The sequence below is a fragment of the uncultured Erythrobacter sp. genome (assembly GCF_947502395.1).
Classification (GTDB): Bacteria; Pseudomonadota; Alphaproteobacteria; order Sphingomonadales; family Sphingomonadaceae; genus Erythrobacter.
Map to the genome: position 1 here is coordinate 498,239 of NZ_CANMZM010000003.1, position 13,605 is coordinate 511,843.

At 57.3% G+C, this 13,605-nt stretch carries 13 protein-coding genes and 1 pseudogene; 5 read left to right on the forward strand and 9 right to left on the reverse strand.

Features of this window, described 5'->3' with window-relative positions:
* The first annotated feature begins 54 nt into the window (after positions 1–54).
* The gene (clpX, locus tag Q0778_RS13640) at positions 55–1,320 is read left to right on the forward strand and encodes an ATP-dependent Clp protease ATP-binding subunit ClpX (RefSeq protein WP_298336807.1); all 1,266 of its coding nucleotides are present in this window, start codon (positions 55–57) and stop codon (positions 1,318–1,320) included.
* 492 nt (positions 1,321–1,812) lie between these two features.
* On the opposite strand, the gene Q0778_RS13645 is transcribed toward clpX, so the two are convergent.
* The 4 genes from Q0778_RS13645 to mtgA all read right to left on the reverse strand — a co-directional run bounded on the left by Q0778_RS13645 (position 1,813) and on the right by mtgA (position 4,758).
* Positions 1,813–2,376: a fasciclin domain-containing protein gene (locus Q0778_RS13645; protein ID WP_298336809.1), complete on the reverse strand. Its 564-nt coding sequence runs from the start codon at positions 2,374–2,376 to the stop codon at positions 1,813–1,815.
* Positions 2,377–2,523: 147 nt separating this feature from the next.
* The gene (locus Q0778_RS13650; RefSeq protein ID WP_298336812.1) at positions 2,524–3,312 is read right to left on the reverse strand and encodes an anti-sigma factor; all 789 of its coding nucleotides are present in this window, start codon (positions 3,310–3,312) and stop codon (positions 2,524–2,526) included.
* A complete protein-coding gene (locus Q0778_RS13655; protein ID WP_298336814.1) occupies positions 3,309–3,899 on the reverse strand; it encodes a sigma-70 family RNA polymerase sigma factor in 591 nt (196 codons plus the stop codon). Before Q0778_RS13655 ends, Q0778_RS13650 begins: the two co-directional genes overlap by 4 nt.
* A 178-nt stretch (positions 3,900–4,077) precedes the next feature.
* Positions 4,078–4,758 (reverse strand): monofunctional biosynthetic peptidoglycan transglycosylase, encoded by a 681-nt coding sequence (gene mtgA, locus Q0778_RS13660; protein ID WP_298336816.1) that lies wholly within the window; start codon positions 4,756–4,758, stop codon positions 4,078–4,080.
* Positions 4,759–4,868: 110 nt separating this feature from the next.
* Between mtgA and Q0778_RS13665 the strand changes: the two genes are divergently transcribed.
* The gene (locus Q0778_RS13665) at positions 4,869–6,218 is read left to right on the forward strand and encodes an amidohydrolase (RefSeq protein WP_298336819.1); all 1,350 of its coding nucleotides are present in this window, start codon (positions 4,869–4,871) and stop codon (positions 6,216–6,218) included.
* Here Q0778_RS13665 and Q0778_RS13670 read toward each other — a convergent pair.
* Together Q0778_RS13670 and Q0778_RS13675 are read right to left on the reverse strand one after the other, a co-directional pair.
* Positions 6,215–6,793 carry a sortase gene (locus Q0778_RS13670; protein ID WP_298336821.1) on the reverse strand — a complete coding sequence of 193 codons (579 nt, stop codon included), beginning with the start codon at positions 6,791–6,793 and terminating at the stop codon, positions 6,215–6,217. The genes Q0778_RS13665 and Q0778_RS13670 overlap by 4 nt on opposite strands.
* Positions 6,794–6,855: 62 nt before the next feature.
* Positions 6,856–9,120 carry a marine proteobacterial sortase target protein gene (locus tag Q0778_RS13675; RefSeq protein ID WP_298336823.1) on the reverse strand — a complete coding sequence of 755 codons (2,265 nt, stop codon included), beginning with the start codon at positions 9,118–9,120 and terminating at the stop codon, positions 6,856–6,858.
* Positions 9,121–9,284: 164 nt separating this feature from the next.
* Between Q0778_RS13675 and Q0778_RS13680 the strand changes: the two genes are divergently transcribed.
* Together Q0778_RS13680 and Q0778_RS13685 are read left to right on the forward strand one after the other, a co-directional pair.
* Positions 9,285–10,043 carry a helix-turn-helix transcriptional regulator gene (locus Q0778_RS13680; protein ID WP_298336825.1) on the forward strand — a complete coding sequence of 253 codons (759 nt, stop codon included), beginning with the start codon at positions 9,285–9,287 and terminating at the stop codon, positions 10,041–10,043.
* Between the two features lie 6 nt (positions 10,044–10,049).
* The gene (locus tag Q0778_RS13685; protein ID WP_298336827.1) at positions 10,050–10,676 is read left to right on the forward strand and encodes a hypothetical protein; all 627 of its coding nucleotides are present in this window, start codon (positions 10,050–10,052) and stop codon (positions 10,674–10,676) included.
* A 3-nt stretch (positions 10,677–10,679) separates the two neighbouring features.
* On the opposite strand, the gene rpoH is transcribed toward Q0778_RS13685, so the two are convergent.
* The 3 genes and pseudogenes from rpoH to Q0778_RS13700 all read right to left on the reverse strand — a co-directional run.
* The gene (rpoH, locus tag Q0778_RS13690; protein WP_298336829.1) at positions 10,680–11,633 is read right to left on the reverse strand and encodes an RNA polymerase sigma factor RpoH; all 954 of its coding nucleotides are present in this window, start codon (positions 11,631–11,633) and stop codon (positions 10,680–10,682) included.
* A gap of 59 nt (positions 11,634–11,692) precedes the next feature.
* Positions 11,693–12,628, reverse strand: a complete 936-nt coding sequence (locus tag Q0778_RS13695) for an RluA family pseudouridine synthase (protein ID WP_298337688.1) — start codon at positions 12,626–12,628, stop codon at positions 11,693–11,695.
* A gap of 183 nt (positions 12,629–12,811) precedes the next feature.
* A pseudogene (locus Q0778_RS13700) lies at positions 12,812–13,021 on the reverse strand (GIY-YIG nuclease family protein); the annotation flags it as partial.
* Here Q0778_RS13700 and Q0778_RS13705 point away from each other — a divergent pair.
* Entirely contained in the window at positions 13,020–13,496 is a 477-nt protein-coding gene (locus Q0778_RS13705; RefSeq protein ID WP_298336831.1) for a M67 family metallopeptidase, read from the forward strand. The pseudogene Q0778_RS13700 and the gene Q0778_RS13705 sit on opposite strands and share 2 nt — an antisense overlap.
* Positions 13,497–13,605 lie beyond the last annotated feature (109 nt).

Genomic DNA, 13,605 nt, shown 5'->3' on the forward strand with positions numbered 1-13,605 from the left:
GAATCTGGTGGTTGGTCTTGAGGCCGCCCAATCCAGATTTGAGGATTATTAGGAATGACCAAATTGAGCGGAACTGACAGCAAAAGTACTCTCTATTGCAGCTTCTGTGGGAAGTCGCAGCATGAGGTGCGCAAGCTTATCGCTGGCCCCACCGTATTCATCTGCGATGAGTGCGTTGAACTGTGCAACGACATCATCCGCGAAGAGACCAAAGCGGGCATCGCTGGCAAGAAAGAGGGCGAGGTTCCAACCCCGTCTGAAATCTTTGCAACGCTCAACGATTATGTGATCGGTCAGGCTTCGGCCAAGCGCAATCTCTCGGTTGCGGTTCACAACCACTACAAGCGTCTCAAGCATTCGGGCAAAGCGGGCGAAGTTGAGCTGGCGAAGTCCAACATCCTGCTCGTTGGCCCAACCGGCACGGGTAAGACACTACTCGCACAAACGCTTGCGCGCACCTTTGATGTGCCGTTCACTATGGCGGATGCAACCACACTGACCGAAGCGGGTTATGTAGGTGAGGACGTTGAGAACATCATTCTCAAGCTGCTCCAGGCCTCTGACTATAACGTCGAGAAAGCTCAGCACGGCATTGTTTACATTGATGAGATCGACAAGATCACCCGCAAGGCGGAAAACCCCTCAATCACCCGCGATGTATCGGGTGAGGGCGTACAACAGGCCTTGCTGAAGCTGATGGAAGGCACAACCGCGTCCGTGCCTCCACAAGGTGGTCGTAAGCACCCACAGCAGGAATTCTTGCAAGTGGATACAACCAACATTCTCTTCATCTGCGGTGGCGCCTTTGCTGGTCTGGACAAGATCATCGCGGACCGTTTGCAGAAGCGTTCCATCGGGTTTGGCGCGCATGTTGCTGATCCTGAAAAACGCCGCATTGGCGAACTCCTTGAAAAGAGTGAGCCGGAGGATCTGCTCAAGTTTGGTCTCATCCCAGAATTCGTCGGCCGTTTGCCGGTCATCGCAACTCTGCACGATCTTGATGTCGATGCGCTGGTGACGATCCTCAAAGAGCCGAAAAACGCTCTGGTGAAGCAGTATAAGAAGCTCTTCGAGCTTGAAGATGTCGAGCTCTCTTTCACCGAGGAAGCGCTCAAAGCCATCGCCGAACGCGCAATCAAGCGCAAGACGGGCGCTCGCGGACTTCGCTCAATCGTTGAGGGTATTCTGCTCGATACGATGTTTGACCTTCCCGATATGGAAGGTGTGACGGAGATCGTGATCGACGAAGATGTGGTAGAGGGCAAGAAGAACCCGATCCGCGTCCACGGCAGCGAAGAGGCGAAAGAAGAGGCGGCCTAGGAAAGTCGTCCAGGTGGCTGAGCAAGAGCTCTTCACAGCCGCATTTTTCGCATTTCTGAGCCTTTGTGTGACCGCTTTGTTGGCCATGCGCCGCTTCCGTTCGCTACAGTCGCGCCTTTCAAAGACGCTCTGTTGGTCCGTTCCAGCGATTGGCTTGCTGATTATACCATTGGTAGTGCTCGAGGCTCTCTACGGCGAAAGCAGTGGCTTCAGAGCAATGCTCTACGGCCTAGCAGCGGCTGTATTGTGGGCGGCTTGCCGTGTTCTTCCCCCTTGCTCAGCTCTTGATGGGGTTTCTAGCTGGGATTGCCGATACAGAAGATACCCAACGCTAGAGCGCGGGATGCAAACACCATGATGTGTGCTCTTACAAAAACCCCGCCCGGCTCGGGAACGATGAGCCAGGCGGGGCGGATGCAAACGCCTCTTCAATTAGGGAGGGGGACGGAAAGAGGCGCTTGCGGGTGCTTGGGTATGTACGGTGCCGGCCGATTAGGCAGGCAGGAACACCCCATCAGTCACGTGGATGATGCCGTTTGAGGTCTGCACATTGGCGGTAGTCACGGCTGTTGCACGGCCCTTGGCATCGGTGATGATGATGTTTTCGCCTGAAAGGCGCGCAGTGAGCTTTTGGCCAGCAAGCGTCTCGATTGTCGCTTCGCCGCCGTGACGGTTAATCAGGTGAACAAGGTCGTCCGAAGTAACGGAGCCTGAAACTGCGTGATAGACGAGTACATTGGTGAGAGTGCCCTTGTTTTCAGGCTTCAACAGAGTGCTGACTGTACCGTCCGGAAGCTTCGCAAATGCGGTGTCGGTCGGTGCGAAAATGGTGAAGGGGCCCGGGTTCGACAAAGTTCCGGCGAGGTCCGCTGCGGTAACAGCCGCAACGAGGGTGTTGTGCACGCCGGTGCTTTGCGCGGTCTGAACAATGTTTGGTGCTTCAGCGGCACGCTGCTTATGCGCGGCAACGGGAGCGGTCCCCATGGCTACAAAGCCGGTAGTTGCGGCGGCACCTGCGAGAAGAACGGTACGGAAGGTCTTAGGGATCATTGACATCGGAATTCTCCAGTTTGTGCAAGCCCTCCCAGTCTTGCATTGAAAATTACGCAAGGCTTTCCCCCGCGGATGCATGTGCCGAAAAATTTTTGTGAAAATTGCGCAAACCCGCAGAAATCAGGGGTTTCGGCAGTCGTTTTTGCGCAATCAGACTTGGTTGAACGCGCCTTCGGCCACAACTGGGCCGGCATCAACGCCCTCGGGTTTGCCGCCGATAGGCTCACGCGTCAGGACAAGTCCGACCCCGTCACCCATATTGGCTGTGATCTCCTGAGCTAATTCTTGGCTAAGAACCTCTCCAGGCACTACAACTCCCAGGCTCTGCAGCGCGCTGCCATCTGCGGGGACCAACCAGAGTTCATGATCGTGGACACCATCAGCGATGAGCCCGATTGCCCCCACCAAAAGCCGTTCACTTTCAGGGATATAGGTGACATCAAGGCGAAGGCCGGTATCGCCGATGGGCACTTGCGCAATAAGTGGGTTGGCCGCAGCGAGCACAGTGCCATTGGTCGAAGGAACAACAGATCTCGGTTCACCGCCAGGGCTGAACACCATTACGGCTAGCATTAAGGCGGCTGCTGCCGAGGTAATCCCGGCGGTCCATTGCCAGCGGCGCAACCGCGAGGCCAGATCAACCACATTGGATGCAATGTCACCATCGTCATTCGCCGCCAGATTGGGCTGTGACCCATTGATTTGAGCCTCAATGCGCGCCCAAACCGCATCGCTGGGTTCGGCGGGCGCAACCTCATCAGTCCAAGGCGCAAACCAGTTATTCCACCACGCTTTGCGCGCGGCATATTCAGGATCGCTCGCAGCCTTCCCACGTGAAGCGAGCAGCTCTTCACCTTCAAGCAGGCCCAGTGCGTGCTCGGCAGCTTTCATCGCGTCGTCACGCTCTCTATCGTCGAAGGGGGTGTCTTCAGTGCTCATGCCGCTTCACTCGCCTCCAAACAGGCGCGCAGCTTTTGCAGGCCGCGGCGGATCCAACTCTTCATCGTGCCGAGCGGTACGTCAGCGCGCTCGGCCAGTTCGGCATAAGTGAAGCCATCGAAGAATGCGCTACGGATATGATTCTGCGTGCGCTCATCAAGCCCTTGAATACAAGCATGAATTTGCGCGTTCTGCTCGACGTCAACCATCAAGACATCAGCAAGCGGGGAGCTATCAGGCAAGGGCAGAGCCTCTTCTACCGGCACCGCTCCGCCGCGCACTTTGCCAGTGCGGAGACGATCAATCGCTCGGTTGCGCGCAAAGGTGGCCAGCCACGAAATCGGGCTCGCTCTCTCCGGATCGTACCGGTCGGCCTTTTGCCAAAGATTGATGTAAACGTCTTGCAATGCGTCTTCTGCTTCTTTCCTGTCACCTAATATACGCAGACAAACCCCAAAAAGCTTCACGCGTGTTGCCTGATATATTTCCTCCAGGGCCGCGCTGTCGCCATCCGCCAAACGCGCCATTGCTGCTCGTAAGCGTTCGCGTGCGATATCCGCCGCAGGGTCAGTTCTGCCATCAGCCATCAGCGCACTCGCTCCACTACCGGTGCCGAGAATGCGCAGCAAACCGATGTGTCTGGCCAGACTTTCTTATGTTGCACGATATGAATGTCCCTCACTGCTCGTCCCTTGAACATTGCGGCTGGTCAAGGTCAATCCTTGCACCAAATGCAATTGGGACGAGTGAAGTTGGAATTGGTTCCTAATCGTACACACATCCGTCGAGGCCTTCGCGCTTTACGACAGCGATGCTTTGTTCAATTCGGTTTCCATGCCGGGCGAGCCAGCCACTTGGGTTCTTTACCGCGCGTTTTTTAGGCAAGGGAAGGGCAACCGCCATGCGGCTTGCCTCATCGGGCGAAAGGCGCGCGGCCGAGCGACCGAAATAGCGCTGTGCCCCGGCCTCTGCGCCATAGGTCCCGATCCCGGTTTCGGCGACATTGAGATAGACCTCGATGATCCGTTGCTTGCCCCAGACGGCCTCAATCCAGAAGGTAAACCAGGCTTCGAGAGCTTTGCGAAAATAGCTGCCACCTTGCCACAGAAAGACGTTCTTGGCGGTCTGCTGACTGATGGTTGAGCCGCCCCTGATCCGTCCGCCTTTGGCGTTCTCACGGGCGGCTTTCTCGATGGCTTCGGTGTCAAACCCCCAGTGTTCGCAGTACCTTGCGTCCTCCGAAGCGATAACCGCCGCGACGAGGTTCGGGTCGATATTGTCGAGGCTTTCCCAATCCTTCGTGATTGAGTTCTCGTCCATCACCATGGTCGCGGTGATGGGTACGGGTATCCATTTAAAGGCGATCACCAGAAAAAGGCTCACACCGACGAACCAAAGGATGATCTGTGCCAAAATGCGGAGAGTGAATATGCCAATGCGTTTCATTGTGCATCGCATTTAGAGAGCGGTGCTGGCAGGTGCAAATGCGCTTCTACAGGCTTGCTCTGGCTGGCACGGCGTGCTTGATGGGTGAAAAGCTTTTCGGGGAAGACATAATGAACCTACTTCGCACAACCACCGCCGCGATTGCGCTCGCAATGGCTGCTTCATCTGCGACAGCGATGGCGGATAATCACGCGGTCGATCATAACGCAATCAAGGCCGCAGTTGAGGCCGATTATGACGGTTATCTCGCGCCGCTTTTCGTGCATTTTCATGAGAACCCTGAGCTCTCTTTCCTTGAGAATGAAACCGCAGCGCGCATGGCTCAGGAACTGCGCGATGCCGGCGTTGAGGTGACCGAAGGTGTCGGTGGCACCGGTGTTGTTGGGATGCTGGAAAACGGGGAGGGGCCACTGATCCTGATCCGCGCGGATATGGACGGGCTTCCTGTGCAGGAGAAATCAGGACTCGAATATGCATCCATGGCGACGCAAGTTGGTCAGGACGGTGTCGAATATCCAGTGATGCATGCTTGCGGGCACGATGTGCACATTACCTCGCTTGTGGGCACAGCGCGCAAGCTGGTTGAGATGAAAGACAACTGGTCCGGCACGATCATGTTCATTGTTCAACCAGCTGAAGAACGCGTCGGCGGGGCAAAAGCCATGCTGGCAGACGGCCTTTATGAGCGGTTCGGCACGCCTGACTATGCACTCGCTTTTCACGTCGCTTCGGTGCTGCCGACCGGCAAAGTGTCAGCGGCGGAGGGCATTCAGTATTCAAGTGCGGACAGCGTTGATATCAAAGTGCCCGGCATCGGGGCTCATGGCGCGAGCCCTCATGCGGGTCGCGACCCGGTCTATATCGCCTCACAGATTGTGACCGCACTGCAATCTATTGTCAGCCGCGAAGTGCAGCCGCTCCAGCCAGCCGTCATAACAGTGGGAGCGTTTCACTCGGGTTCCAAGCACAATATCATCTCGGACCTGGCCGAGCTGCAACTCACAGTGCGTGCCAATGATGAGCGTGTTCGCGAGCAGTTGCTGGCAAGCATCGAGCGGATCGCGGTCAATGTCGGCAAAGCGCATGGTCTTCCTGATGATATGCCGGTTGAGGTCAAGGTCAGCGAGGGCACGCCTGTGACATTCAATGATCCAACGCTCGCACGCCGCCTTAACAATGTGATCAAGCGTGATCTGGGCGAGGAGTATTTCATGCCCTTCAAGCAGCAAGGCATGGGCGCCGAGGATTTCTCCTATTTCGTGGCGGAAGACATGGGTGTACCGGGATACTACTTTGCGGTTGGAGGGACCCCTCAGGCGGCCTTTGATGCGGCGGAGAATGGCGGACCTGCTGTGCCGAGCCATCACTCGCCTCTCTTCAAGGTTTCGCCACGTCCGAGTGTTACCTTAGGCACGCGCGCGATGATTGCGGCGGTGTTGGACCTCGCACCAGCGAGCTAGGCACTCCCCATACGCTCGGCCCACACTATGCGTCGCAACGGTCCGGGCGTACTGGTCCCAAAGGGAAAGCATGTGGTCAGCATCAGCAGTCCCCCGTCACCATAACTGTAGCCTTCGTGGGGGTGCGTGAATTCGTCCCAGCGCACCGTTTCAAAATGGGTGATTCGGTAGCGGGCGCTCGTCCCATCGATACGTTCGAGCGTGAGTTGATCCCCTGCGCGAAGGTCCCTTACATATTCAAAATGCGTATCACGGTGAGCGGCAAGCACTGTGAGTCCGCGCGATGGATCATCAACCAAGGCGCTGGGACCAAAGGCCATCGCTTCGCCCGATCCACCTGAAAGCACCACATCGCTTGCACCCAGCCTTGAGACTGAAATACGCGCGATCGGTGCGGTGTCGGCCCAACTCCAGGGTTTGACAGGGGCGCCGGTTTCGACGCTGGCTGTAAAGGCGCGCTCCAGCAGGACTTGCGCAACCTCGGCCTTGACCGGAATGTAGAGCGCTTTCGCAGTTACCGCAGCGCCGCTCAAAACCAGCGCTGCGATCACCATAATAGGAAGGGCGCGATGCATGGCTCCTTTCTTTGTCGCGCGCCCTTCCGGGTGGATGGAAAAGGGGGAGAGAACGACCTGCATCACAGCGCTCCCAGAGATAGAGGCTGACCCTGGACGCGATACGCGAACCGCTCTCTCCTCCACCACAGGCTCAGGCCTGAGCCCGCGATCAACAGCGCAATGCCAAGCGCGAGCGTAAGCCGATAGCCGGTGGAAGTATTGGGCAGCTCCAGCCGCTGACGCTCTTCATGATCGCGGGCCGGAAGATCGCGACTGACTGCGGCAAGTTGCGCGCCGAATAAGCGGTCAAAGTCCCAACCGGCTGGCAAGAGCAAGGGCAGCTCCTCTCGGACAAGTCGTGCTCCATCCGGGCGGCTTGGGGTCTCATCGACAGCGATCAAGCTCGTACGGCTGGTGACCAGGTGGAAGTCCATTCCCAGTTCCTCAATCGAGGCGTCCGCGCGCTCGTATGTGGTCTCGCCCGAATACCGTTCGGCTTCGACCTCCGAGATGCGACGGCGTGCCCACAGCTTGGCGACGACATCGCTTTCGCTTGCCTGTGAGAGATCGATGCTCTGCGACCAGCGCTGACCTTCAATTGTGCCACTCACCGTCAGAGTGCCTTGGAGGTGTTTGGTTCGGCCGAGCAGGACCAGCGGCTCGCCCGCATAAAGGTCAGGCAGATCGCGCGGGGCAAAGTCGATATTGCCGCCAGAGACTCTCGCGATAAGATTGGTCGCCACCGGCTTGCTCAGTCGATCGAGCAGGCGCTGCATCTGCGATTCAGCCTCATCGCGATAGCCCACATGGGTGAAGGTCCCGCGCCCTTCCTCTGCCATGCGGCGCATCAGGAAGGTGTTGGGCGCTGAGCCAATCCCCACCATGAAGACGCGGGCTTTGCCACGGTTTTGGCTGATCTCGCGCATCATCTCGGCCTCATTGGAGAGCGAACCGTCAGTGAGAAAGACGATTTGGCGCAGATGCGTCTCGCTGGTCTTAGCGCTTAAGGCCGCTTGCAAGGCAGGGAGCATTTCGGTGCCGCCTTCCGCCTCGAGACCGTGCGTAAAGCTCTTGCCAATCGCGATGTTTTCATCACTTGCGGGCACGGCGCTCACGAACAGCTCGTCCATAGTGTCGTCAAAGCGGATAATGTTGAAGCGATCCTGCGGACGCAGCGTTTCCAGCGCGTAGAGCAGACTGCGGCGAGCAGCAGGCATGGAGTCGCCCGCCATCGAACCCGAATTGTCGATCACGAAGATCATCTCGCGAGGTGGAGCTTCGGCACTTCTACGCTCCGCGCTAGGCGGCGTGATTGTTGCCATCACGTAATCAAGCGCACCGTGGCTCTGCTTAAACAGACCAAGCTCCGGTGCATCTCCCCCAGCGCTCCAGCGCAGCTCGAAATCGCGGTTTGCTGGCACGGCTCCGTCTTTGAGCGTCACAGTACGCGTGTCACCTTGGCCCTTGATATTGACCGCGTGATAGGGACTGGAGATCGCCTCAGCGGTGAAGCCAGGATCAAGGTTTACAGTGATTGAAACAGGATTAAGGCCTCCACCTGCGCGTGCCGCCATCGCCGGGTCAGCTGTCGGCGCCAGTATGTCGCTCGAGCCTGCAAGCAGGGCTGCGCGAGCAAGCGAACCGCTGGCCCCTTTACCGACAGAAGCGCCACCCGCGACATAGCGCGGCCCCACCACCAGCGGCATTCTTAATGAGTAATCGCCCTTGATCTGCTGGATCGGAGCCTGGAGCTCGATTTGCACCAAGACCGTCTCACCCGGCCCAACATTTGCGATTGAGTTGCGGAACATATTGGGGCGGTGCTGTTCAACAAGGCCCGCTTTCTGGCCGTTTGCTTTTGCTTCTTCGTAGATCTGCTTCGCTTCTTCCTTGGGTTTGATCTTGCCTGAGAAGATGCGGTCACCGACCACCATTTGCAGAGTGTCTACTGCGCCGTTGTCGGGAAGGGGGTAGAGATAGGTCGCCTCCATCCATTCCTCAGATGTGTTGCGGAAGGCCTGCGTTACCGTCACGCGGGCGGTCTGGCCCGAGACATTGGCGACAATATCGGTGCCCAGTCGGACAGCGGGCACGCTTGTGGCGATCCCTTCGCTGCTCGTGCCGCGAAGCATAAGGCCGCCGTCCGATGGGGAAGGAGTGAAATTGGCTCGTTCTGCTCTGGGCAATGTTTGTGATGGTATCGCGGCAGCGCTTGGATTGGCGCCAGCACGGGATCCCAGCGACATTGCTGTGACCGCGAACAAGGCCAGAATCCCCAGAACTCCCAGCACCACAACTGCATCCCGGTTCGGGAATGCGTCCATCTTCATCACAATTCGTCGCATGTAAGCCTCCATTCATCTCAATTCCTTATCTCCATATCGGCAACGTTTTGCGGAGCACCACGGCCAAGAAAGGCCAATTTCCGCCGCTTTGTGCGGGATGAGTGGAGAGGCAGTGATGGGATGTGCGGATCTGTCCGGATCGGTGCGGAAAAGAGGAGGAAACGATGGGATATGCGGGTGTGATTGGAGAATTTGACGACGCTGTAGTCGCGGTGCGGCTGCGCGAAGAGATCGCGCGCCAAAGGATTTCGCGCGCTGGCTTGGCGCAATCCGCCCGGCTCTCAGTCTCGACGCTGGAAAAGGCACTGTCGGGTCGCAGGCGCTTCACCTTGGCCACAATTGTCCGGCTCGAAGAGGCGCTCGGCGCTTCTTTGCGGGGCAGCGCAGTGGCTGAACCCGAGCTTGCAGTCGCAAGTCCTATGCTCGCGCCGGCCGAAATGGGCTCCTACTCGCGCCCGGCCGTTCGTTGGATCGAAGGTGAGTATCTGACCTTGCGCGCCAGCTTTGGCGAGGACGGCGCGGTGTACGCCTATCGCACCGATATTCGCTGGGACGACGCCAAGGGACATCTGATCTTTTCAGAAAGCGATCGGTTGGACGCGACCTTCGAGCAAGGAGGATTTGTCTCCATGCCTCATCTGTCGGGTCACACCTATTTGATGACCTCCGAAGCGGGCCAATATCGCATGATCATGCTCGGTAGAGCCACGCGAGAGCAGCGCATGTTTGGCCTGCTCTCAACGCTTCAGGTGGGCAAGGGCTCGCAATTGGTGCCGGTCTCTTGCCCCGTGGCCTTTGTGCCGCTGGAGGAGGTCGTCGATCCGGTTTTTGGCCTTGTGAGCGAAGGCCACGCACGGCTCGAAGAATACCGGGTCGTACTAAACATGGCGATGGGCGATGACTTTTGCAGGCTGAGGGAGTGATATCCAATGATCGTCGTCATTGAGGGGATTAGCGCTGCTGGAAAGACCACTTATGCGCGCCAGTTTGGCGAAGGTCGATGGGTGCCCGAAATCCCGGTGAAAGGTGACTTGCCAGATGCAAGCGCGAGCCTTGATGAGCACGCGCACTTTTGGGTGGAGCACAACGTGCGTAAGTTTCAGATGGCACTGGAGATCGAGCGCGAGCATGGAATCGCGGTCTGCGATACCGATCCGATGAAGATCCACTATTCATGGTGCATGGCGCGTGCTGGTTTTCCTTGGCCAGACAAGTTTGCAAATGCGCGGGTCTTTGTTCGCGAGGCGATTGCTAGCAGTAGGCTTGGATTTGCGGACCTGTATTTGGTCAAGCGCATCGAACCATCGGTGGCCCGCGCGCAGAAAGAAGGCGACCCGACACGAAGGCGCGAGAATTTCGAACAGCATCTCGCTTTGCAGCCGCATTTGATTCGTTGGTTTGGCGCGATGTCGGAGGTCTTTCCGGGAAGGATCCGATGGGATTTTCCAGAGAAGGAGACGTTGCTAGCGGAGCTCAAAAACAAAGCGCCGGAGGAAAACCCCCGGCGCTTCGATGTTTCTGCGTTTGATGCGCTATTGGAGCGACTGCCGGAATAGAGCTTACGCCATTCCCGGCATCAGCCGATCACCTGCGATCCGCTGCATAGCTTTTTGCAGTTTTTCAAAAGCGCGCACTTCAATCTGGCGGATACGCTCACGGCTGACGTCGTAAACCTGTGAGAGCTCTTCTAAAGTCTGTGGGCTTTCTGTCAGCCGGCGCTCGGTCAGGATGTGCTGCTCACGCTCATTAAGCGAGTCCATCGCCTCAACCAGCATTTCGTGGCGCACATGGGCCTCTTCGGCGTCGGCAACCGTCTCGTCCTGAAGCGGGCCATCGTCAGTTAGCCAATCCTGCCATTCACCCGCACCCTCTTCGCCATTGCGCATGGGGGTGTTGAGCGAGCCATCGCCGCCCATCATCATCCGGCGGTTCATGTTGACGACTTCCTGCTCTGGCACGCCCAGATCGGTCGCGATCTTGGTCACGTCATCCGGGTGCAGATCGGAATCGTCATAGGCTTCGAGTTGTTTCTTCATCCGGCGAAGGTTGAAGAACAGCTTTTTCTGAGCCGCGGTGGTGCCCATTTTGACAAGGCTCCACGAGCGCAGGATATATTCCTGAATGCTCGCTTTGATCCACCACATTGCGTAGGTCGCGAGGCGGAAGCCGCGATCGGCTTCGAATTTCTTGACGCCTTGCATCAGGCCCACATTCCCCTCGGAAATGAGGTCCGAGACGGGCAGGCCATAACCACGATAGCCCATCGCAATTTTCGCGACGAGACGCAGGTGGCTAGACACCAGCTGCGAGGCGGCTTCGGGATCTTCGTGCTCCTCATACCGCTTAGCGAGCATATATTCCTGCTCAGCGGTCAGCACGGGGTATTTTTTGATTTCCGACAGATAGCGATTGAGGCTTTGCTCGCCGCTCAGCGCCGGAACTGCTGCTTTAGTGCTCACGTTTTTTCCAACCTTTCTTGCGTCGACCTCTATTGCCGGACCCCTAATGGGCATCCGGAGTTACGGGCCACTTGGTTACATATATGCGAAAAATGCGCCCTTTGCAGCGCAATTCATCGATTAGAACGGCTAAGTTCGTCGATTAGTTCCCTCATGTCTGCAGGTAAATCCGCGACAAACCGTATCACTTCTTGGCTAATGGGGTGAATAAACCCCAGCTCGGCAGCATGTAATGCCTGTCGAGCGAAATTCAGCTCAGAAAGCAGCGGTTTCAGGGACTTCGGCGTCTTTCCGTAGAGTTGATCTCCTAATAGCGAATGACCGATTGATGCACAGTGAACGCGCACCTGGTGGGTACGGCCGGTTTCGAGGCGACACTCGATCAGTGAACTCGAATCCAACCGTTCGAGTATCTTGTAATGGGTAATGGCGTGTTTCCCGCGTGAGGAATTCTTTGTGAGCACAGCCATTTTCTTTCGGTTTGCGTCCGAACGGCCCAGTTTCTCGTCAATTGTGCCTTTTGCGGGAGCTGGGTGGCCTCCACAGACAGCCAAATAGCGCCGATGCACCGAGTGTTCAGCAAATTGGGCAGCGAGACCTTCGTGTGCGGTATCGGACTTGGCAACGACGAGCAGCCCTGAGGTGTCTTTATCAATGCGGTGGACGATGCCGGGACGAGCCACGCCCCCGATGCCGGATAGAGAACCGCCGCAGTGATGAAGCAGCGCATTGACCAGAGTACCGTCGGGATTGCCCGCGGCAGGGTGAACCACCATGCCAGCAGGTTTGTTGATGACAATCAGATGCTCATCCTCGAACGTCACATCGAGCGGGATATCCTGCGGTTTTGCTTCTGGTTCGACGGCGGCGGGCACGGTGATGCGAAATGGCGCGCCCTCGGCCACCTTTGCGCTGGCAGACATCGCAGGTTTGCCGTTCAATTCTACCCGGCCCTCAGCGATCAAGGCTTGAACACGCGCCCGCGAAAACTCCGTCGCGTCAGCAAGGGCTTTGTCGAGCCGGGCAGGGGCAGTGATTGTGCCTGTGATCTCCGTTTGAGTGCTCTGAAGAGAAAAGTGCGATCCTTCGACAAGCTCAGGATGAGCGGTTCCGAGGGTATCAAAAAAATGTCCTTCCGCTCGTCCTGAGCTTGTCGAAGGACTGCTCTTACTTTTGGCGTGCTTTGACACGGCATCCCAATCACCACGGACCAGTGCGAGCTTCTTGGCCCGCGACCACCCCTTTACCCGTCGCTCAAACTCAAACGCCTCTTGCCGCGAACCAAACTCACCCGACCAGACCAACTCAACCGGTAACCGTTCGGCAGTAAACTGTGATCCCTCTCCAGCCTTGTGCTGGGCGAGGCGATGTTCCAAGTCATCGGTGTGTCCGGTGTAAAACGCACCCCCGCGGCAATGCAGAATGTAGGTCCAGAACGCCATGACCACCGCTAGAAAGGAAAAACGGTCCTTCGACAAGGTTCCTCCTGAGTCGGCCGAAGGGCTCAGGACGAGCGGGGAAAGGGTGATTGTGATGTGGGAGGGGGTATTGGGCGAACTTCACCGCTCAGCTCGCAAAGCATACCCTCGCGAAGCCTGCGGGATTTTGTTGGGTGAGGGTGCGCAGATCACGCAATTTGCTGAAGCGGCCAATGTGCATCCGACCCCTGAAACTCACTTCGAAATCGATCCGCAAGCGCTGATCGACGCGCATCGTTCGGAGCGTGCTGGGGGCGCGCAAATCCAAGGCTATTTCCATTCGCACCCCAATGGACAGGCTACCCCCTCGGTCATGGATCAGGATATGGCCGCGCGAGACGGCAGGATCTGGGCAATTTTGGGGGAAAATGAGGTGAAATTCTGGCGCGATGCTCCGGAGGGATTTGAACCGCTTTCCTACAGCGTAACGGCGGAATAAGATTGGTCCCATGCACCGAACAAATGGCCGTTTTTTGTACCACTCTAGTGGAACAGTTTCGACCAACGGTGGCCCCGGAGGTTTTTTGGTCTTAGACAGTGTCTCAAGT